Consider the following 19,285-nt stretch of genomic DNA (forward strand, 5'->3'; position numbering starts at 1 on the left):
AACTCCTTACTTCTTTGGGTCTGTAATCTTTATTACTTGAAAACTTGTAATCTTTGTTCCATCGCTCATTTCGAGCATGACAGAACCTTTTTCAAACAAAACAGATTTTACAACCCCTTCTTTTTCTTCTATTTTCTTCTCACCTTCTGCATCTACAGTCTCTATCTCGTAAGTCACGTTCTTTCCGATCAACTCGCTTTGTTGTAAAAGAGAAGCTTCCGTTTGAAAGGTTAAAAATTGCTGCATCGTCTGATTCATATTCGTCATCTGTTCTAAAGACGAAAAGCTTGCCATCTGAGCGATAAACTCACGATCTTGCATCGGACTTGTCGGATCTTGATTCTGGAGCTGTGTTATTAAGATCTTTAAAAAATCATCTTTTCCTAAAATATTTGAACCCGTTTCCTTCGTTTTTGCCTGATGATTGGAAAGCATGAGATCTTCTGATATTTTTGTCATTTATCCATCACACCTTTTCGTTTAAAACCAATTGGGATAGCTGTTCTTCAAATGAAAGGTTTTCCATTTCAGTATCATCTGTCTTGTTTTCATCAGACTGCTTTTGTTCTTCAAAGCTTTGATTACCTTGGTCATGAAATTCAAAGGTTTGCTCCTCACCCTGAAAAAACACTTCTACTTTTTCAAATTCAATATTTTGTCCTGCAAATGCTTGTTTTAACTGAGTAAGCTGTCCATCTAACGCATCTTTTGCTCCATGGCTAGAAGCGATAATCTTGGCAGCGATCTCACCATGTTTTTGGGTCAGGTGAATCTCGATCGTCCCAAGATGTTCGGGAGTCAGGCGGATCTGCAGCTTCGTAAAACCAGTCTCCGTAACTAGGAGTTTTCCTCTGGAGATAATCTGCTGAACATCACGAACGAATTGCTCTTTTTGGCCATCACCTTGTGAGACCGGAACCTTTAATGTCCATTGTTCAATGGGAGATAGCGGACTTTGAAAGTTTTGCATCTCTTTAATGGATGAAACAGCAGATTCTGCTTGCTTTGTAGGTACATACCGTTGAAAAGCCTGTTCAGCAAAACTTTGAACTTTACTCGCTGTCGTAAGATTCTCCATTACTTTCAAAAACGTACTCTTATCATAGGCACTCTGTTCTTTCAAAAGCTTTGTCACTTGTCCAAAAATTTGTTCCACTTGTTTTGTTAACGGTTCTTTTTGATCTAGTTTCACTCCAGGAAACCACTTTTCAAGCACTTCATTTAGATGTTTTTTGTCAGATGGCGGTAAGATTTCCTGCTGATCATTAAACATCATCTGTAAAAGCATGGCTAGCTTGAATTCAGGTGTTGGATGAGCTGCTGCTTCCGAAAAGTTGAATTGTTCCTGAAGCAGTTCTTCGATTGCTTCTTTTACTTCTAAAGGCAGTCCTTCCAAAAGAGATTCTACACTTTCGGCATCTTTCGCTTCCATCTTCCAAAAGGAGTTCAGGTCAGACTCAGAAAACAAACTGAAGATTATATCACCTAAATTCGCACTATTCTCTTCTTTCATCTCACCTGTGCCGGTTGATGCAAGAACCTGAGAAAATGATGAAGAAGACTTGCTCACAGGTGTTTGACTTGTTGAAACCAGTGTTGGAACAGCTGTCATTGTCACCACCGCTTGCATTCGGGTTCACCTCCTTTTATAGTGAATTGTTGGCCATTAAGACCGTTAATTCCGCTGCACGTTTCGCATCCAGTTTGGCTAATATGGCTGCTTGTGCGTCGGGCTGTAACAAGGTTAAAATGCCTAATACTTGATTGTTATTCATCTCTGTCATAACTGCTGCAGCATCTTTAGCAGACATCGCTTCATACAACTTTTTCAACTGTTCATTCTCTTCTTCTTTAACAGTTGATTCAGCATCTTCAACTTGTTTTTCTAATCGTGCAACATTGCTCTTTAATTCAGTAACTTCTTTCTCCTTCTTTTGAAGGTCTGCCGATAATATTTTTATATAATCTTCTTGCTCTTCAAATTTTGCATTCCACTGTTTTTCAGGCACATTACCTGATGCTGCTATCTCTGTTTCTTCACTTAGAACATTCTTTAGAATCGGAATCTTTTTTCCGGCATTTTTCGCTTCATCTACAATGTCTACCCCCATGAAAGAAAGCACGATTCCAAAAACGGTAAGCGCAAACACTGCTGGAACAAAGATAACGAATAGAAACCAAACAAACTTGCTAGATTTTTCATTTTGTTTCATGATCTGATCTCACCTGTTTTCATGACTTTGCAAAACGCAAGACTGAAAATTCATCGTTCTGCTTATTTTCATAAGAAGAAAGCTCCAACTTATAATCGGTAAATTGTTTTTCTTTCAGTTTTTCGTATTTTTTGACTTCAATTGTTTGTTGAAGTAACTTCTGCTGGATGATCTGCATTCTTTCTCTTGCTCTTTGAAGAACTGGCTGTAATTCTTTGATCTTATTTGTCATGGATAAGAGGAAACGCTGTGTATTCTGCAGATCATTTACGATCATCTTTTGTTGATACTGATGATTGGAAAGGTTCTCAATATCTTCTTTTCGCTTTAAAAGACTGTAGATTTCTTCTGCAATGCTCTCAAATGCCTGGACAGCTTCTCCTAGTTCTTGTTCAATCGTTTCTTTCTCTTTTTGTTTTACGGATAATACTTTTTCCATGGAGAAATGAAATGACATTACCGTTCATCCTTTCCAAATTCCATCAATAACCGTTGTACGGCATCATCATAACTAACGTCTTCATCCACCTGCTGTTTTAAGAAAGATAAAATACCAGGGTACATTTGGATCGCTTCATCCACTGATTTTGATGAGCCCCTTTTGTAAGCACCAATACTGATTAGGTCTTCTGCTTCTACATAAGATGATAATAGTTCTCTTAAATGGTCGGCAGCATTTCGATGTTCCTTAGGTACGATGTCATTCATTACTCTGCTGATACTTTTTAGTATATTTACAGCAGGAAATTGGCCTTTGTTTGCTAAATTTCGATCCAAGATAAAATGTCCATCCAAGATTCCTCGCACTGTATCAGAAATCGGCTCGTTGAAATCGTCACCGTCTACTAGTACTGTATAAAATGCTGTAATCGTTCCGTTTTTGTTCGTACCTGAACGTTCCAATAATTTAGGAAGCACTGCAAAGACACTAGGTGTATATCCTTTAGTCGTCGGCGGTTCTCCAACTGCTAGTCCAATTTCACGCTGTGCCATCGCAACCCTGGTTACCGAATCCATCATCAGCATGACGCTTTTTCCTTGATCTCTAAAATACTCAGCGATGCTGGTCGCTGTCAGTGCTCCTTTTATCCTCATTAATGCAGGCTGATCTGAGGTCGCAACGATTACAATTGAACGTTTTAACCCATCTTCACCAAGATCTCTTTCAATAAAGTCGAGCACTTCTCGTCCACGTTCACCAATAAGCGCTATAACATTAAGGTCTGCTGTTGAATTTCTGGCTACCATACCAAGCAAGGTGCTCTTTCCTACTCCACTTCCAGCAAAAATACCGACACGCTGTCCTTTTCCTACAGTTAACAGACTATCGATCGACCGTATCCCCAACTGAATACTTTCATGAATTCTTGGCCGTTCCATCGGGTTAGGCGGTTCATTTTCAGTCGGAAATCGGAACAGTCCCCTCGGAAGTGGCGTGCCATCTAATGGAACACCCATTCCGTCTAGAACCTTCCCGATCAGCGATGGTCCCACTTTGATCTCGAGCGGTCTATCAGTTGCTTCTACAAGACTTCCGACTGCAATGTCTTTGACATACGTAAATGGCATCAATAAAACGTTCTCTTCCTGAAAACCTACAACTTCGGCTTTAATCCTATGTTTTTTGCTGTTTGCAGTATGGATATAACAAACATCTCCAATAGATGTTTTGGGCCCTTTTGATTCAATCATCAACCCTATCACTCGAATTACCTTTCCAAATCGTTTGTATGTATCTAATGATTGGATAGAGTCCATTAACTGATCAACGTTCATTGATCTGTCACCTCAACTTTTTCTAACAGCTTTTCTCTAATTTCTTTTAGCTGAACATCGAGGGTCGCATCAATTTTCCCAAAAGGAAATTCAATTACTGCACCGTTCTCATCTAAAGTCTCGTCTGGGTATATAAAAAGCGTTGCAGTGGATTGAAGTATATTCTTAAGTTCCTCACGATAGTTTAATGTAAGTTCAAACCATTTTGGAGAAACGTATAATTTTATTTCTTCAAACTCACGTGCCTCTTTTACGAGTCGTTTTACAATGGAGATCCATGCTTCTGGTGTTTCTTGAAGTTTCATACCAATAATCTTTTCTGCCGCTCTTACAGCCAATACAACCATTTGAGGTTCAGATTCATCTAAAATACTGTGATAATCACTTCTTAATTGATCCATGCAGCATTTTACTTCATTAAGTTGTGAAAGCCACTTCTCATTCCCTTGTTCTAAACCTCTTTGAAAACCAGCCTCATATCCGTCCGACTTAGCTTTCTCAGCCTCTTGTTCCATTCTTACACGCCATGCTTCTTCTTCTTGGGCTAACTTCTCGAGGCTTGTTTTTTTCAACATCTCAGCTTCTGCTAAAAGTCTATCTGCTTCTTTCCGAGCTTCATCCAGTATGTTTTGTGCTTCGTTCTTCAGCCTTAGCATCTTTGTCTCGTCGTCTTCTGTTAGGGATCTACTGGCTTGAGTAAGAAGTGAAAGAGATTGAATACCAATCACAACTCCCTTGTTATGGTTTTTAATGGTCTCCTTGCGATTGTTAAAAGATTTAATAACTTTAGACAATCACATCATCTCCTCCGCCTCTAGCAATAACGAGTTCACCAGCTTCTTCAAGTCTTCTGATCGTTCCAACGATTCTTGATTGTGCTTCTTCCACATCACGAAGACGGACAGGTCCCATAAATTCCATTTCTTCCTTAAAGTTCTCCGCCATCCGCTGTGACATATTTTTAAACATCACGTCTTTTACTTCTTCACTTGAAGCACGAAGAGCAAGAAGCAGGTCTTCGTTTTGTACTTCGCGTATTACTCGCTGGATCGCACGATTATCAAGCGTAACAATATCTTCAAACACAAACATTCTTTTCTTAATTTCTTCTGCCAATTCTGGGTCTTGAATCTCTAATGCATCCAAAATCGTTCTTTCTGTACTTCTATCAACTCCGTTAAGAACTTCTACAACAGCTTCTACTCCTCCAGCTTGCGTAAAATCTTGTGTTACGGTAGCTGAAAGTTTTCGTTCTAAAATTTGTTCCACTTCATTGATCACTTCAGGTGATGTCCTATCCATTAAAGCGATTCTCTTAGCGATATCAGCTTGCATCTCCTGAGGCAGCTCAGATAAGATCTGACCAGCTTGTGATGAATCCAGATAAGACAAGATAAGAGCAATCGTTTGCGGATGCTCGTTCTGTATAAAATTCAGAATTTGGCCAGGATCTGCTTTTCTAGCAAAATCAAAGGGCCTAACTTGCAGTGTAGAAGTCAGTCTGTTGATAATCTGCATCGCCTCGTCCTTGCCAACTGCTTTTTCAAGGACTGTTTTAGCGTAGCCTATCCCGCCTTGTGTTATATAATCCTGTGCAAGTGCCAGTTGGTGGAACTGGGTAATAATCTCTTCTTTTAAAGAAGAATCTACTTTTCTCACTTGAGAAATTTGAAGTGTTAATCTTTCAATCTCTTCTTCACTTAAGTGTTTATATACTTGCGCTGCCACATCAGGACCTAAAGAGATAACGAGGATCGCTGCTTTCTCTTTTCCTGACAGCTCTTTCATACCTTTTGCCATCGTTCGTTACCTCCTATTCCTCTGATAACCATGTTCTTACTAGTTTTGCAAACTCTTCTGGCTTTTCTTTTGCCATACGTTCTAGTTGTTCTTTACGTACTGTTCCTTCTGAACCTTGTTCTTTATTTACATCGGGTACATAATAAGTCTCTTGTGTTTCTATGTCATATTCTTCAATCGTACCTTCTTCTTCTCTTTTCTTTTTACGAGACAGCAAGAAGATCAATAGAATTATAACGAGCAACAAGACTCCTCCTACTATATAGATCCAAAAAGGAATACCTGTTGATGCTGGTGATGTTTCTTGTTTACCGTTAAACGGCTGCGCCGATACAAAAATCTTTTCTTGAATCTGCTCTTCTGTAAGTTCATTGTTCACATCTTTAGAGATACTTGTTCGGACGATCGCACTTAAGATCTGTTCAATATCATCCAGTCGTTCTTGAGGCAGAGATTCCGGTTTGTTCGGTGTTGGAGGCTCGACCATGACTTGAATTCCTAAATCTCTTATCTGATATGGGCTCTCCACAATTTCTTTCCGAATCTTATTAACTTCGTTGTTAATCCGCTCTTCTACTTTTTCATAATCTCCGTTTGAACCTGCCGTTGACCCAGGATAAGTAGGGACTTCTTGATCACCTGTTCCTACTACACCGCCTGCTGCAGCACCCTCTCCTGTAAATGTTTCACGGATTCGTTCTACACTTACTTCGATGCCTTTCATGTTCTCCTGATCAACAGGCTCTACGATGGTTTCTTCTCGTTTTTCTTCTGTAAAATCAATATCTGTTGTGACCGTTGCCACTACTTTTCCTTGCCCCATAATCGTTGAGAGCATCTGTTGAACTCTGCGCTGAAGATCTCGTTCTACATCCTGCTTGATCTTTCGCTGTTCCTCATATTTCGAAGCTGAAGAAGTAGAGTTTACAGAATTTAGATCATAATAATTAAAGTATTGATCCGTTATGACGATATTTTCCATAGGCAAGTTAGTAACACTCTTAGAAACAAGATGATAAAGGGCTTTTACTTGGTCTTCATCCAGCTTAGCCCCAGCACCTAATGAAAGAACTACTGATGCGGATGCCATCTCTTCCTCTTGATTCACCCAAACGCTGCTTTCGGGCAGGGTAATCATGACATTAGCATCTTCTACTCCATTAATACTTTTAATTAAGTTTGAGATCTCAGTTTGTGTTGCTTCTCTCTCAAGCACTCCAAATTCTTTATCAGTTATACCAAATCCTGATTTCTCTCCAAAATAAGAAAAATCAATATTTCCGCTTTCCGGAAGCCCCTCGGCAGCAAGCTGGACTTGCAAGTTATTTACCTGCTCTTCAGGAACCAATATCGTTTTTCCGCCATCCCGAACTTCGTTAGCAACACCTTTACTATTTAAGTTCTCTTGAATCTGTCCTGCTTCTTGCGGGGAAAGATTTGAGTATAATGGAACGAGATTGGGACGAGACATCATGATCGTTAGAAAAATAAATCCTGCGATAAAAAGGAATGACCCGCCAAGAATCAATCCTTTTTGTATGTTTGAACGTGCTTTAAACCGCTCTGTCATTTGCTTGGTGACGTGTTTCCATTTTTCCTTCATTTTTTCCCCCGATAAACGCAATAAAAATTTTTTGAAGATACCCTCAAAATAGAATGCATCCTTCGAAATATGTATTAGCTATTATACTTGCATCCTCATGATTTCCTGGTATGCTTCAACAACTTTATTACGGATCTCAAGAGTTGTCTGCAATGTCACACTTGCTTTTTCAGCTGTTATCATGACTTGATGAAGATTATCCATATTTCCATTCATCAGTTCTTGTGTAGCTTTATTTGAGTCTGCTTGTGTTTCATTTATATTTTCCAAAGCACCTTTTAGAAAGCTCTTAAAGCTTTCTTGAGCTTCATAAGGTGTTGTTTTTGCTGCTGGAGTACTATTTGTTAAATTCTGAAGTGCTCCAATTGAAATCTTATCCATGAATCACCACTCCTAACGGCCAATTTCCAATGCTTTCAGATACATTCCTTTTGCTGCGTTTAAAGCTGTAACATTTGCTTCGTATGACCTTGTTGCACTCATCAGATCAACCATTTCTTTAAGTGGGTCAACATTCGGAAGACGGACAAAGCCCTCTTCATCAGCATCAGGATGATCCGGCTGATACACCGATTTAAATGGTGTCTCATCATTTTTTATTTGGTTTACTTTAACACCTGAAAGATCTCCATTATCAACTGCTTTGTTATACATACTTTTAAAGCTTGACTCACTGGACCCAAGAACAACCATTTTGCGTCGGTATGGTTCCCACTCACCATTCTCTAAAAGCCGCCCTCGTGTCGAGTCAACATTAGCCATGTTTGAGGAAGCTACATCCATTCTGAGCCGCTGAGCGGTCAATCCGGATGCCGAAACATTCAATGCATCAAAAACTCCCATATCTATCTCCCGCCTTTAACAACCATTTTAATCGAATTGAATTTTCCGTTAATACGCTGTACAAGTGTCTGATAATATAGCTGATTTTTTGCTAACTCTGCCATTTCTTGATCCACATCCACATTGTTTCCGTTATGATTCATCGCAGTATTTGTCCGCTCTTTTATATGAAAAGAAGCTGATGACATATTGCTGAATGAAAAATGCCGTTGATCTGTTCGATGTGCGTGTAAGCTTTTTTTAAATTCCTGATTAAAAACCGTCTCTTTCGCTTTATATCCAGGAGTGTCCACATTAGCCAAATTATTCGAAATGGTTTTTTGTTTTAAAGCTGATCCATCTAATGCCATTTCTAAGTTTTTCATGACAGGGCTAGAGAACAAGTTCATCACTTCCCACTTTTTTACTATAGGTATTTCGATTATTGTTAAATCTTACCTCACTATCATATTTTAAGTGATATATCCAAAAAGTGTCTATGTATTTTTTCCCAAAATGACTTTTTTCGATAGAAAGGACTATATTTCGACCGTGACTTTATTCCTAATTTGATGAATAGTAATAATATCCCTATATTCCTACACGTCATAGGAAATTTTTACCTATTTCTAAGAAATCGACATTTTTTTCAACAAAATGGAACAAATACGCATAAAAAAACCAATCCCTAATGGAATTGGTTTTGAAATCATTCACTATTTATGAAGTTTTAAGTTTTTCAAGTTCAAGCAAGAATTTATCGTTCAATACTTTGATATATGTTCCTTTCATTCCAAGGGAACGAGATTCAATTACGCCAGCACTCTCTAATTTACGAAGAGCGTTTACGATAACCGAGCGAGTGATACCAACTCGGTCTGCAATCTTACTAGCAACCAGAAGCCCTTCATTGCCTTCTAACTCTTCAAAGATATGCTCAATCGCTTCAAGTTCACTGTAGGATAAAGAACTGATCGCCATTTGAACGACTGCTTTATTACGTGCTTCTTCCTCGATTTCTTCTGCTTTCTCACGAAGAATTTCCATTCCTACAACGGTTGCTCCATACTCCGCCAGTACAAGATCATCTTCTTCAAAAGCAGTAGATAATCTAGAAAGGATAAGTGTTCCTAATCTCTCGCCACCGCCTACGATTGGGACAATCGTTGTTAAACCAGTCGAAAACAGATCTTTGTTTTCTACCGGGAACGCTGTATAGTCACTTTCTACATCAATATTAGCAAGGGACTCTGTAATGTTGAATAGGTTCTTCGTATAATCTGTAGGAAATTGACGATCTTCAATCATCTTTTTCATACGCTCATTCTCAATTTCTTGTTTTAATGCAAGCCCTAATAATTTTCCGCGGCGGCTGACTACAAAGATATTAGCACCTATAACGGAGCTAAGTGTTTCAGCCATCTCTTTAAAGTTAACTTGTTTACCACCTGTTTGTTGTAGCATTGAGTTAATGCTTCTTGCTTTGTTTAATAAATTCATTGTCTTTCTTCCTCCTACTGCATCCTATAAAATATATTGGCTCAGATCCTTGTTCTTTGCGATGTTAGCCAGTTTTTCTTCTACATACTCGGGTGTAATGGTAATCTGATCTAAACTAATATCAGGCGCTTCAAAAGATAAATCTTCCAGTAAGCGTTCCAATATGGTATGAAGTCTTCGAGCACCGATGTTGTCGGTGTCTTGGTTAACTTCATATGCGATACTTGCAATCTTAGCAATAGCATCGTCAGAAAATTCAACATTTATACCTTCTGTACTCAATAGAGCTTTATACTGTTTTATGATCGCATTATCAGGCTCTATTAATATACGTGTAAAATCCTCTACAGACAAGTTATTTAATTCTACTCGGATCGGGAATCTGCCTTGAAGCTCCGGAATGAGATCAGATGGCTTCGAGATATGGAAAGCACCTGCTGCTATAAACAGGATATGATCTGTTTTAATGGAACCGTATTTAGTCATTACGGTTGAACCTTCGACAATTGGAAGGATATCCCGCTGTACACCTTCTCTGCTAACATCAGCAGAATTTTGATTCTTTCCAGCAATCTTATCAATCTCATCTATAAATATAATACCTGTTTGTTCCGTCTTGTAAACTGCTTCACTCGTAACATCATCCATATCGATCAATTTAGCAGCTTCATCTTGAGTCAGAATCTTACGAGCTTCTCGAACGGTAAGCTTTCGTTTTTTCTTTTTCTTTGGCATTAAACCGCCAATCATATCTTGCATGTTCATACCCATTTGTTCAAGTCCTGAGCCTTGGAACATATCAAGCATGGATGGATTTTGTTCTTCAACTTCAACCGTAACAAGGTGATCTTCCATTTCTCCAAGTGCAAGCTTCTGTGCCATCTGGTTACGTTTTTGTTGAAGATCCACAGCATCATCTTGCTGCGGCTTCTGTTCTTGTTCCTGATTGCCCCCGCCAAAGAACATTTCAAGCGGATTTTTAAAGCTTGTTTCTGTCTTTTTACCTGGAACAAGCAGTTCTACCAGGCGTTTATTTGCATTCTGTTCTGCTTTATCTTTTACTTCATTCATCTTAAGTTCTTTTACAAGCCTTACAGATGTTTCTACTAAGTCACGAACCATGGAATCAACATCACGGCCTACATAACCTACTTCTGTGAACTTAGTAGCTTCAATCTTAATAAAAGGTGCTTGAGCAAGCTTTGCGAGTCTTCTTGCGATTTCAGTCTTACCGACACCAGTTGGTCCAATCATAAGAATATTTTTAGGTGATACTTCATCACGAAGTTTATCATCAAGGAGACTTCTTCTATAACGGTTTCGAAGCGCAACAGCTACAGCTTTCTTCGCATCTTTTTGACCTATTATATATTGATCTAGCTTTTCAACAATTTGTCTTGGAGTTAATTGACTGTTCATTGTAACCGCTCCTTTACCTGTTTTTACAATTCTTCTAAAACAATCTCGGTGTTCGTGTAAACACAAATCTCTCCGGCTGTCTGCAGAGATGCGAGAGCGATTTCTTTTGCAGAAAGTTCTGGTGCATGATTCTTCAACGCACGACCTGCAGCAAGAGCATAGTTTCCTCCTGAACCGATAGCCAAGATTCCATCATCTGGCTCGATCACTTCTCCTGTGCCCGAAATCAATAGCATATGTTCCTGGTTCATCACGATCAGCAGTGCTTCTAACTTTCGCAGAACTTGATCGGTACGCCATTCTTTTGCCATTTCTACAGATGCACGCTGTAAATTTCCGCTGTACTCTTCTAATTTGCTTTCAAATTTCTCATAGAGCGTAAAGGCATCTGCAACAGATCCTGCGAAGCCGGCCAATACTTTGCCTCCGTAAAGCCTTCTAACTTTTTTAGCAGTATGTTTCATAACAACTGCATTCCCAAACGTTACTTGACCGTCACCAGTCATTGCTGCTTTCCCATTATGCTGAATCGCAAAAATTGTGGTTGCATGAAATGTTGACATTGAAAAATCCCTCCCTTTTTGTTTTTATGCTCGCGGATGCGCATTATTATAAATTTTTTTCAAATGACTTTTTGATACATGCGTATAAACTTGTGTAGAGGAAAGACTAGAATGCCCCAGAAGTTCTTGGACCGCTCGCAAGTCTGCTCCTTCATTAAGCATATGAGTCGCAAAAGTATGTCGAAGAACATGCGGACTAATATGTATGGTGAGTGACGACTCCTCTATAAGCTTATTTAATATGTTTCTTACGCTTCTCGTGCTTAAAGGTTCCCCCCTATAGTTTAAAAATAATGCATCCGATTTTTTTTCTGTTTTTTCTAGAAGAATTTTACGGCCTTCATCAATATACTTTTCAAGAGCTTCTTTTGCAAAAGAACCTATCGGTACATATCTTTCTTTTTTCCCTTTTCCTTTTACGAGTGCTGCCTCAACAAATAGATCCAGATCTTTTAATCGCATTTGACAGCATTCACTAACTCGTATTCCAGTCCCGTACAATAGTTCGAGTATCGCCTGGTTTCTTTGTCCGATTGGCGTGGTATCATCAGACACATTAAAAAGCCTCTCCAACTCTTTTTCATAAAGAAATTGAGGAAGCATTTTTGCTTTTTTAGGAAGAGCCACCATGGCAAAAGGATTATGTTCTTCAACAATTTTTTCACGGTTTAAAAAACGGTAAAAGGTCCGCATTGATGAAATTTTTCGAGCCACTGTATTTCTTGCATATTTCTTTTCATGAAGAGTAACTAAATATTGTCTAACTAAAACATAAGAAACAGCAGCGAATCCTTCGATTGCTTGCTGTTTCAAAAAAGAAGTAAAGTCATTAATATCTTTTTCATAGTGTTCGATCGTATAAGACGAATAGTTCTTCTCAATCATTAAATAATTCAAGAAATCTACCACTATGTGGCGTTCTGATACCATTTCATACACCTCACAAAGCCCCTAAATCGTAACACAATTTAAGGGCCAAAGCAATACATGTTCACAAATTTGTTATAAAATTCTGAATTGTTTCCAATGCTCTTTCAGCTAGTGCTGTATTTCGTTCCTGCTTGTTCTTAATTCTTTTCTCAAGTGGCGGCAAAAGCCCAAAGTTAGCGTTCATAGGCTGAAAGTTATCCGGATTTGCAGTAGTAATATAATGAGCCATGCTTCCGATCGCGGTTTCTTTAGGAAACACTGCTAAATCTTCGCCTTTAACAAGTTTGGCTGCATTTATACCTGCGATCAAACCCGAGGCTGCACTTTCAACATAACCTTCTACACCGGTCATTTGGCCTGCAAAGAAAAGATCTTTTCTGGATTTCAGCTGATACGTATCATTTAATAATCTTGGGGAGTTTAAGAATGTATTGCGATGCATAACCCCGTATCGAACAACTTCAGCATTCTCCAAACCTGGAATCAATCGAAGAAGTTCTTTTTGTGGTCCCCATTTTAAATGTGTTTGGAATCCAACAATATTATAAAGGGTACCGGCGCTGTTATCCTGACGTAACTGGACGACAGCATACGGTATCTTGCCAGTCTTTGGGTCTTCTAGACCTACTGGTTTCATCGGACCGAACAATAACGTTTTCTTTCCTCTTTTGGCCATTACCTCTACTGGCATGCAGCCTTCAAAAAAGATTTCCTTCTCGAATTCTTTTAGGGGAACCGTCTCCGAAGAGATTAAAGCTTCATAAAATTGGTCGAATTCCTCTTCCGTCATCGGGCAGTTTAGATATGCCGCTTCGCCTTTATCATAGCGTGATTTCAAATAGACTTTATCCATATTAATGCTGTCAACTTCAATAATTGGTGCTGCAGCATCGTAGAAATATAAATATTCTTCACCAGTCAAGGAGTTAAGGGCTTTTGATAGGTTATCAGAAGTCAGAGGCCCTGTTGCAATAATTGTTGGACCTTCAGGTATTTCTGTAACTTCTTCTGTAATAACTTCCACATTAGGATGATTTTTTACCCGTTCTGTAACAAGGCCAGCAAACTCATGACGGTCTACAGCTAGTGCACCGCCAGCTGGAACAGCACAATCATCTGCAGATGAGATAATAACAGAATTCAGCTTTCTCATCTCTTCTTTTAACACACCTACCGCATTTGTTAGTGTATTTGCACGAAGAGAGTTAGAACAAACCAACTCCGCAAACTTTTCAGTATGATGAGCAGGTGTTTGCCTTACCGGTCTCATCTCGTATAATTTTACTTTTATTCCTCGGCTTGCGATCTGCCATGCCGCTTCACTTCCGGCAAGACCAGCTCCGATTACATTAACATGTTGATGATCCATGAAGAATAACTCCTTACTTTGCTTCCTCTTCGGCATAATCGCAAGATACACACTGTACGACCTTACCTTTTTTCGTTTTCTTTTCTATTAACATACTATTGCACTTTGGACACGTTCTTGCAAGAGGTTTATCCCAAGATACAAACTCACATTCCGGATAACGGTTACATCCATAAAACAGTCTTTTCTTCTTGCTCTTGCGTTCTACGATTGTACCTTTATGGCAAGAAGGACATGTGACACCAATATCTTTTACGATTGGTTTCGTGTTGCGACAGTCTGGAAAGTTTGAGCAAGCCATAAACTTTCCGAATCGGCCCATCTTGAAGACCATTTCATGACCGCATTTTTCACAATCCTCTCCAGCGGGTTCATCTTTAATTTCTACCTTTTGCATTTCTTCTTCTGCAATCTTCAGTTTCTTCTCGAAACTCTTATAGAAATCGTCGATGATGCCGATCCAGTTTTCTTTTCCTTCTTCTACTTCATCCAGATCGCTTTCCATCTTTGCTGTAAATTCGACGTTGAACACTTCAGGAAAGAATTCCAATGTCATCTCAAGAACAAGTTCACCAAGCTCTGTCGGAACAAATTTCTTATCATCTAGTGCAACATATCCCCGTTTTTGAATCGTATCAAGTGTTGGGGCATATGTTGATGGTCTTCCAATACCTAGTTCTTCCATCGTTCGAACAAGTCTTGCCTCCGTGTAACGAGGAGGCGGCTGTGTAAAATGCTGTGAAGGCTCAAGGTCTTTCTTTTCGACCTTCATCCCTTCTTTTACATCAGGGAGAATTCGGTCTTCTTCTTTTTTGCCATCATCGTTACCTTCAACATATACCTTCATAAATCCAGGAAACTTAACTTTTGAACCAGTAGCACGGAAGTATACGCCACCGTTCTCTAGATCAACCGTCATCGTGTCAAGAACGGCTGATGCCATCTGACTTGCTAAGAAGCGCTCCCAGATCAGCTTGTATAATCGAAGTTGATCTCTGGATAAGTAATTCTTAAGATCGCGAGGATGATACATGACTGATGTTGGACGAATTGCTTCATGGGCATCTTGTGCATTCTTACCAGCCTTCTTTTCTGCCCTCGAGCTATTTATATATTCTTTTCCGAATTCACTTTCAATGAAATCAGCCGCTTCAGCTTTAGCAGTATCAGATATACGAGTGGAATCTGTACGCATATAGGTGATCAAACCTACTGTACCTTCTTTTCCAAGATCAATACCTTCATATAATTGCTGAGCGAGCATCATCGTTTTCTTCGCTCTAAAGTTTAACTTTCTAGCCGCTTCCTGCTGCAGTGAAGAAGTTATAAAAGGTGGTGAAGGATTTCTGCGTCTTTCTTTTTTCTGTACAGAATCAATCATGAACTGTTTGCCTTTTATCTTGCTTAATACTTCTTTTACTTCTTCCTCATTAGAAAGTTCCTTTTTCTTACCGTTCACACCGTAGAACTGCGCTTCAAATTCTTCTCCAGAAGCACTAAAGATTCCTTTGATCTTCCAGTACTCTTCAGGTTGAAATGCATTAATTTCCTTTTCACGCTCAACGATCAGTCTAACAGCAACCGTTTGTACCCGTCCTGCACTTAACCCCTTTTTAATTTTCTTCCATAATAAAGGGCTAACCTTATAACCAACAAGCCTGTCTAATACTCTTCGTGCTTGCTGGGCATCTACTAAATCCATATTAATCTTTCTTGGTCGTTTAAATGAATCTTTAATCGCGTTTTTAGTAATCTCGTTAAAAACAACTCGGCATTCCGAATCTAAATCCATATCTAAGCTATGTGCCAAATGCCAAGCAATTGCTTCACCTTCACGATCAGGGTCAGCTGCGAGAAATATTTGTTTTGCTTTTTTAGCCGCAGTCTTTAAGTCTTTTAATATCGGACCTTTTCCACGAATCGTTATATATTTAGGATCGTAATTCTCTTCAACATCGACACCTATTTGGCTTCTAGGCAGGTCTCGAACATGTCCCATCGAGGCCTTTACATCATATTTGCTCCCTAAATATTTTTTTATCGTCTTTGCTTTTGCGGGAGACTCAACAATGACTAAGTATTTTTCCATTTACAGTTTATCCCCCTTTAAGGGTTTAGTGAAATCTTCCCTATTATTAAATAATGTATCTGCATTTGTCAAACTGTTTCCTAATTTAAATGAAAACGGTTATAATCTTTCATTTTGAATATCCTCAGCACACATAACAAGTTTGGCACCATTTTGAATCAAATAGTTTGTTCCTCTTGCACACTCTTCTAAAATAGAACCAGGTATAGCAAAAACATCTCTACCTTGTTCTAAAGCTTGGTCAGCTGTTATCAGTGATCCACTTTTTGTTCGAGCTTCAGCTACCAATGTCGCATTGCTGAGACCGCTTATTATACGGTTTCGCAGAGGAAAATGCCAGCGTTTTGGTGCAGTGCTTGGTGAAAATTCCGAGAGAATGATCCCTTGCAAGCCAATCTTATCTGCAAGTGCTCTATTTTCTTTAGGATAGACCTGCATGATTCCAGAACCTAGAACAGCAACCGTTTTAGAATCATTTTGCAAACAGAGTTCGTGAGCAAACGTATCGATTCCTCTTGCAAGTCCGCTTATTACAACCCAATTATCTTTTACAAGGGGCTCGAGGACTTTGTTTAATGCAAGCTTTCCCTGTCTGCTAGGATTTCTCGTTCCTACTACACTAATCATTTTATCCTGATTTAGTGTACTCCAATCGCCTTTACCATAGAGGACCCACGGCGGATCGTAAATCATTTTTAAAAGTGGTGGATATTCCAGATCAAAAACAGTAACAGCAGCAATAGAATTTTTCTTTAAATCTTTCATTATATATGTACTATTCTGATGATTCATGTGTTCATATAAACGCTTTGCCGTCAGCTCACTTAAGTTAAACGACATCTTCAATCTGCGAATATCCATAGTAAAAATTCCGATTAATTCCGGATCGACTTTCATAATCGATTTCATATGATTCCAAGAAAGTGCTTCGCAATGATGAAGAAAAATTAAGCGTTCTATATCCAAACTCTATTCCTCCCCATGAATCAAATATATGTAAATAAAAAGCTCCCGATCTGGGAGCTTTTCACGATGTAAAATGTATTACGCTTTTGCTTTATGTGTTACGCAACGATCATATAGATCATTTTCTTTTAGGGCTACTACTAAAGTCTCACCCATTTCTGAAGGAGTTGCTGCAACTTTAATCCCACATTGCTTCATAGTTTTGATTTTCTCATCAGCAGTACCTTTACCGCCAGAGATAATCGCACCAGCATGTCCCATACGCTTTCCTGGAGGTGCAGTTTGGCCGCCGATAAAGCCTACAACTGGTTTAGTCATATTAGCTTTTACCCATTCAGCAGCTTCTTCTTCAGCCGTTCCGCCGATTTCACCGATCATGATAACAGCATACGTGTCTGGATCTTCGTTAAACGCTTTTAGAACATCGATAAAGTCAGTTCCGTTAACTGGGTCTCCACCGATACCTACTGCTGTTGATTGCCCGATTCCACGCTCAGAAAGCTGATGTACAGCTTCATAAGTTAATGTTCCTGAACGCGATACGACACCAACATGTCCTTTTGTATGGATATATCCTGGCATGATACCGATCTTACATTCTTCAGGTGTAATAACACCAGGGCAGTTAGGTCCAACAAGGCGAGTCTTCTTGCCTTCCATGTAACGTTTAACTTTTACCATATCCATTACTGGAATACCTTCTGTGATACAAATCGCAAGATCCAATTCTGCATCAACAGCTTCAATGATCGCTTCTGCAGCGAATGCAGGAGGAACATAAATGACAGAAGCATTAGCTCCTGTTTCTTTTACTGCATCAACAACCGTGTTAAAAACAGGAAGTCCTTCAACTTCTGTTCCACCTTTACCAGGTGTAACTCCGCCCACAATCTTTGTCCCATATTCAAGCATTTGTTTTGTGTGGAAAAGACCAACAGAACCAGTAATACCTTGAACGATAACTTTTGTATCCTTATTTATAAAAATGCTCATGCATCAATCCATCCTTTCTACAATGTTTTCTCTATTACTTTACTAAAGCAACGATCTTCTCTGCGCCATCAGCCATGGAATCTGCAGCTGTAATGTTAAGTCCAGATTCTTTAAGAATCTTCTTACCAAGATCAACGTTTGTTCCTTCAAGACGTACAACAAGCGGTAACTCCAGACCAACTTGCTTTGTTGCTTCTACAACACCATTAGCAATGATGTCACACTTCATGATTCCGCCAAAGATATTAACAAAGATACCTTTAACATTTTTATCGGAAAGAATGATTTTGAAAGCTTCAGTAACTTTCTCAGTTGTAGCGCCGCCCCCAACATCAAGGAAGTTTGCAGGATCGCCGCCATAATGCTTAATAATATCCATTGTTGCCATTGCAAGACCAGCACCATTAACCATACAACCGATATTTCCATCTAGAGAAATATAGCTTAGATCGTACTTAGATGCTTCAATCTCTTTTGGATCTTCTTCTTCAAGGTCACGATATTCTAGGATGTCATTATGACGGTATAACGCGTTAGAATCAAAGTTCATTTTAGCGTCAAGTGCCATTACGTTTCCATCACCCGTCACTACCAGCGGATTGATCTCAGCGATTGAGCAATCTTTTTCAACGAAAGCTGTATATAGGCCAAGCATAAATTTAACTGCTTTTCCTACAAGTTCAGTTGGAATATTGATGTTATAAGCAAGTCGTCTTGCTTGGAATGCTTGAAGACCGATAGCTGGGTCGATCACTTCTTTGAAGATTTTCTCAGGCGTTTTTTCTGCCACTTCTTCAATTTCAGTACCGCCTTCTTCTGAGCCCATCATTACAACACTTGATGTTGCACGGTCAAGAACAAGACCAATGTAATATTCTTTTTTGATATCACAGCCCTCTTCGATAAGTAAGCGCTTAACCTCTTTACCTTCTGGGCCTGTTTGGTGAGTTACAAGAACTTTTCCTAAGATTTCATTTGCGTATGTACGCACTTCATCAAGATTTTTGGCAACTTTTACGCCACCCGCTTTACCGCGGCCACCTGCGTGAATCTGTGCTTTTACAACAGATACAGTGCTCCCCAGTTCTTTAGCAGCTTCTACAGCTTCTTCAACTGTAAATGCTACTTTCCCTTTTGGAACAGCCACACCATATTTTCTAAGTATCTCTTTACCTTGGTATTCGTGGATATTCATTTACTCTCCATCCTCCTATCATGGTGAAAACTTAAAGTACCGTTATC

The 19,285-nt window shown here is 39.2% G+C and carries 20 protein-coding genes; all 20 read right to left on the reverse strand.

Annotation, left to right across the window (positions count from 1 at the left end):
- Positions 1 to 6: 6 nt before the first annotated feature.
- On the reverse strand, positions 7 to 459 hold the full coding sequence (gene flgD / locus IEV52_RS11530; RefSeq protein ID WP_188402688.1) for a flagellar hook assembly protein FlgD: 453 nt from the start codon (positions 457 to 459) through the stop codon (positions 7 to 9).
- A gap of 7 nt (positions 460 to 466) precedes the next feature.
- The gene (locus tag IEV52_RS11535; protein ID WP_188402689.1) at positions 467 to 1,630 is read right to left on the reverse strand and encodes a flagellar hook-length control protein FliK; all 1,164 of its coding nucleotides are present in this window, start codon (positions 1,628 to 1,630) and stop codon (positions 467 to 469) included.
- A gap of 16 nt (positions 1,631 to 1,646) precedes the next feature.
- Entirely contained in the window at positions 1,647 to 2,213 is a 567-nt protein-coding gene (locus IEV52_RS11540; RefSeq protein ID WP_188402690.1) for a MotE family protein, read from the reverse strand.
- Positions 2,214 to 2,232: 19 nt separating this feature from the next.
- Complete coding sequence (gene fliJ / locus IEV52_RS11545) at positions 2,233 to 2,652, reverse strand: flagellar export protein FliJ (protein WP_188402691.1); 420 nt, start codon at positions 2,650 to 2,652, stop codon at positions 2,233 to 2,235.
- 17 nt (positions 2,653 to 2,669) lie between these two features.
- Positions 2,670 to 3,989 carry a flagellar protein export ATPase FliI gene (gene fliI, locus IEV52_RS11550; RefSeq protein ID WP_188402692.1) on the reverse strand — a complete coding sequence of 440 codons (1,320 nt, stop codon included), beginning with the start codon at positions 3,987 to 3,989 and terminating at the stop codon, positions 2,670 to 2,672.
- Positions 3,986 to 4,783: a flagellar assembly protein FliH gene (gene fliH / locus IEV52_RS11555; RefSeq protein ID WP_188402693.1), complete on the reverse strand. Its 798-nt coding sequence runs from the start codon at positions 4,781 to 4,783 to the stop codon at positions 3,986 to 3,988. The genes fliI and fliH overlap by 4 nt, the downstream gene beginning before the upstream one ends.
- Positions 4,776 to 5,789, reverse strand: a complete 1,014-nt coding sequence (gene fliG, locus IEV52_RS11560) for a flagellar motor switch protein FliG (protein ID WP_188402694.1) — start codon at positions 5,787 to 5,789, stop codon at positions 4,776 to 4,778. Before fliG ends, fliH begins: the two co-directional genes overlap by 8 nt.
- 13 nt (positions 5,790 to 5,802) lie before the next feature.
- Positions 5,803 to 7,392: a flagellar basal-body MS-ring/collar protein FliF gene (gene fliF, locus IEV52_RS11565; RefSeq protein ID WP_188402695.1), complete on the reverse strand. Its 1,590-nt coding sequence runs from the start codon at positions 7,390 to 7,392 to the stop codon at positions 5,803 to 5,805.
- Between the two features lie 81 nt (positions 7,393 to 7,473).
- Positions 7,474 to 7,773, reverse strand: coding sequence for a flagellar hook-basal body complex protein FliE (gene fliE, locus IEV52_RS11570; RefSeq protein ID WP_188402696.1), 300 nt, complete (start codon positions 7,771 to 7,773; stop codon positions 7,474 to 7,476).
- 12 nt (positions 7,774 to 7,785) lie between these two features.
- Positions 7,786 to 8,235: a flagellar basal body rod protein FlgC gene (flgC, locus tag IEV52_RS11575; RefSeq protein WP_188402697.1), complete on the reverse strand. Its 450-nt coding sequence runs from the start codon at positions 8,233 to 8,235 to the stop codon at positions 7,786 to 7,788.
- A gap of 2 nt (positions 8,236 to 8,237) precedes the next feature.
- Positions 8,238 to 8,624, reverse strand: coding sequence for a flagellar basal body rod protein FlgB (gene flgB / locus IEV52_RS11580; protein WP_188402698.1), 387 nt, complete (start codon positions 8,622 to 8,624; stop codon positions 8,238 to 8,240).
- A 310-nt stretch (positions 8,625 to 8,934) separates the two neighbouring features.
- Positions 8,935 to 9,714: a GTP-sensing pleiotropic transcriptional regulator CodY gene (gene codY / locus IEV52_RS11585; RefSeq protein ID WP_188402699.1), complete on the reverse strand. Its 780-nt coding sequence runs from the start codon at positions 9,712 to 9,714 to the stop codon at positions 8,935 to 8,937.
- A 24-nt stretch (positions 9,715 to 9,738) separates the two neighbouring features.
- Positions 9,739 to 11,133, reverse strand: coding sequence for an ATP-dependent protease ATPase subunit HslU (hslU, locus tag IEV52_RS11590; RefSeq protein WP_188402700.1), 1,395 nt, complete (start codon positions 11,131 to 11,133; stop codon positions 9,739 to 9,741).
- A 23-nt stretch (positions 11,134 to 11,156) separates the two neighbouring features.
- Complete coding sequence (gene hslV, locus IEV52_RS11595) at positions 11,157 to 11,696, reverse strand: ATP-dependent protease subunit HslV (RefSeq protein ID WP_188402701.1); 540 nt, start codon at positions 11,694 to 11,696, stop codon at positions 11,157 to 11,159.
- A 24-nt stretch (positions 11,697 to 11,720) separates the two neighbouring features.
- Positions 11,721 to 12,626: a tyrosine recombinase XerC gene (gene xerC, locus IEV52_RS11600; RefSeq protein ID WP_188403892.1), complete on the reverse strand. Its 906-nt coding sequence runs from the start codon at positions 12,624 to 12,626 to the stop codon at positions 11,721 to 11,723.
- A gap of 61 nt (positions 12,627 to 12,687) precedes the next feature.
- On the reverse strand, positions 12,688 to 13,995 hold the full coding sequence (gene trmFO / locus IEV52_RS11605; protein WP_188402702.1) for an FADH(2)-oxidizing methylenetetrahydrofolate--tRNA-(uracil(54)-C(5))-methyltransferase TrmFO: 1,308 nt from the start codon (positions 13,993 to 13,995) through the stop codon (positions 12,688 to 12,690).
- Between the two features lie 13 nt (positions 13,996 to 14,008).
- Positions 14,009 to 16,084, reverse strand: a complete 2,076-nt coding sequence (gene topA, locus IEV52_RS11610) for a type I DNA topoisomerase (protein WP_188402703.1) — start codon at positions 16,082 to 16,084, stop codon at positions 14,009 to 14,011.
- Positions 16,085 to 16,183: 99 nt separating this feature from the next.
- Positions 16,184 to 17,050 carry a DNA-processing protein DprA gene (gene dprA, locus IEV52_RS11615; protein WP_188402704.1) on the reverse strand — a complete coding sequence of 289 codons (867 nt, stop codon included), beginning with the start codon at positions 17,048 to 17,050 and terminating at the stop codon, positions 16,184 to 16,186.
- Positions 17,051 to 17,128: 78 nt separating this feature from the next.
- Positions 17,129 to 18,043, reverse strand: coding sequence for a succinate--CoA ligase subunit alpha (sucD, locus tag IEV52_RS11620; RefSeq protein WP_188402705.1), 915 nt, complete (start codon positions 18,041 to 18,043; stop codon positions 17,129 to 17,131).
- Between the two features lie 34 nt (positions 18,044 to 18,077).
- Positions 18,078 to 19,238, reverse strand: a complete 1,161-nt coding sequence (sucC, locus tag IEV52_RS11625) for an ADP-forming succinate--CoA ligase subunit beta (RefSeq protein ID WP_188402706.1) — start codon at positions 19,236 to 19,238, stop codon at positions 18,078 to 18,080.
- Positions 19,239 to 19,285 lie beyond the last annotated feature (47 nt).

The sequence above is a fragment of the Fictibacillus barbaricus genome (assembly GCF_014635025.1).
GTDB lineage: Bacteria > Bacillota > Bacilli > Bacillales > Fictibacillaceae > Fictibacillus > Fictibacillus barbaricus.

Excerpts from the sequence above, each read along its gene's own strand:
- topA (WP_188402703.1), bottom strand. The coding sequence starts at position 16,084 with ATGGAAAAATACTTAGTCATTGTTGAGTCTCCCGCAAAAGCAAAGACG.
- sucD (WP_188402705.1), bottom strand. The coding sequence starts at position 18,043 with ATGAGCATTTTTATAAATAAGGATACAAAAGTTATCGTTCAAGGTATT.
- fliE (WP_188402696.1), bottom strand. The coding sequence starts at position 7,773 with ATGGATAAGATTTCAATTGGAGCACTTCAGAATTTAACAAATAGTACT.
- hslV (WP_188402701.1), bottom strand. The coding sequence starts at position 11,696 with ATGTCAACATTTCATGCAACCACAATTTTTGCGATTCAGCATAATGGG.
- fliG (WP_188402694.1), bottom strand. The coding sequence starts at position 5,789 with ATGGCAAAAGGTATGAAAGAGCTGTCAGGAAAAGAGAAAGCAGCGATC.
- fliJ (WP_188402691.1), bottom strand. The coding sequence starts at position 2,652 with ATGGAAAAAGTATTATCCGTAAAACAAAAAGAGAAAGAAACGATTGAA.
- flgB (WP_188402698.1), bottom strand. The coding sequence starts at position 8,624 with ATGAACTTGTTCTCTAGCCCTGTCATGAAAAACTTAGAAATGGCATTA.
- hslU (WP_188402700.1), bottom strand. The coding sequence starts at position 11,133 with ATGAACAGTCAATTAACTCCAAGACAAATTGTTGAAAAGCTAGATCAA.
- flgD (WP_188402688.1), bottom strand. The coding sequence starts at position 459 with ATGACAAAAATATCAGAAGATCTCATGCTTTCCAATCATCAGGCAAAA.
- IEV52_RS11535 (WP_188402689.1), bottom strand. The coding sequence starts at position 1,630 with ATGCAAGCGGTGGTGACAATGACAGCTGTTCCAACACTGGTTTCAACA.
- trmFO (WP_188402702.1), bottom strand. The coding sequence starts at position 13,995 with ATGGATCATCAACATGTTAATGTAATCGGAGCTGGTCTTGCCGGAAGT.
- flgC (WP_188402697.1), bottom strand. The coding sequence starts at position 8,235 with ATGGGAGTTTTTGATGCATTGAATGTTTCGGCATCCGGATTGACCGCT.
- sucC (WP_188402706.1), bottom strand. The coding sequence starts at position 19,238 with ATGAATATCCACGAATACCAAGGTAAAGAGATACTTAGAAAATATGGT.
- fliF (WP_188402695.1), bottom strand. The coding sequence starts at position 7,392 with ATGAAGGAAAAATGGAAACACGTCACCAAGCAAATGACAGAGCGGTTT.
- codY (WP_188402699.1), bottom strand. The coding sequence starts at position 9,714 with ATGAATTTATTAAACAAAGCAAGAAGCATTAACTCAATGCTACAACAA.
- xerC (WP_188403892.1), bottom strand. The coding sequence starts at position 12,626 with ATGGTATCAGAACGCCACATAGTGGTAGATTTCTTGAATTATTTAATG.
- fliI (WP_188402692.1), bottom strand. The coding sequence starts at position 3,989 with ATGAACGTTGATCAGTTAATGGACTCTATCCAATCATTAGATACATAC.
- IEV52_RS11540 (WP_188402690.1), bottom strand. The coding sequence starts at position 2,213 with ATGAAACAAAATGAAAAATCTAGCAAGTTTGTTTGGTTTCTATTCGTT.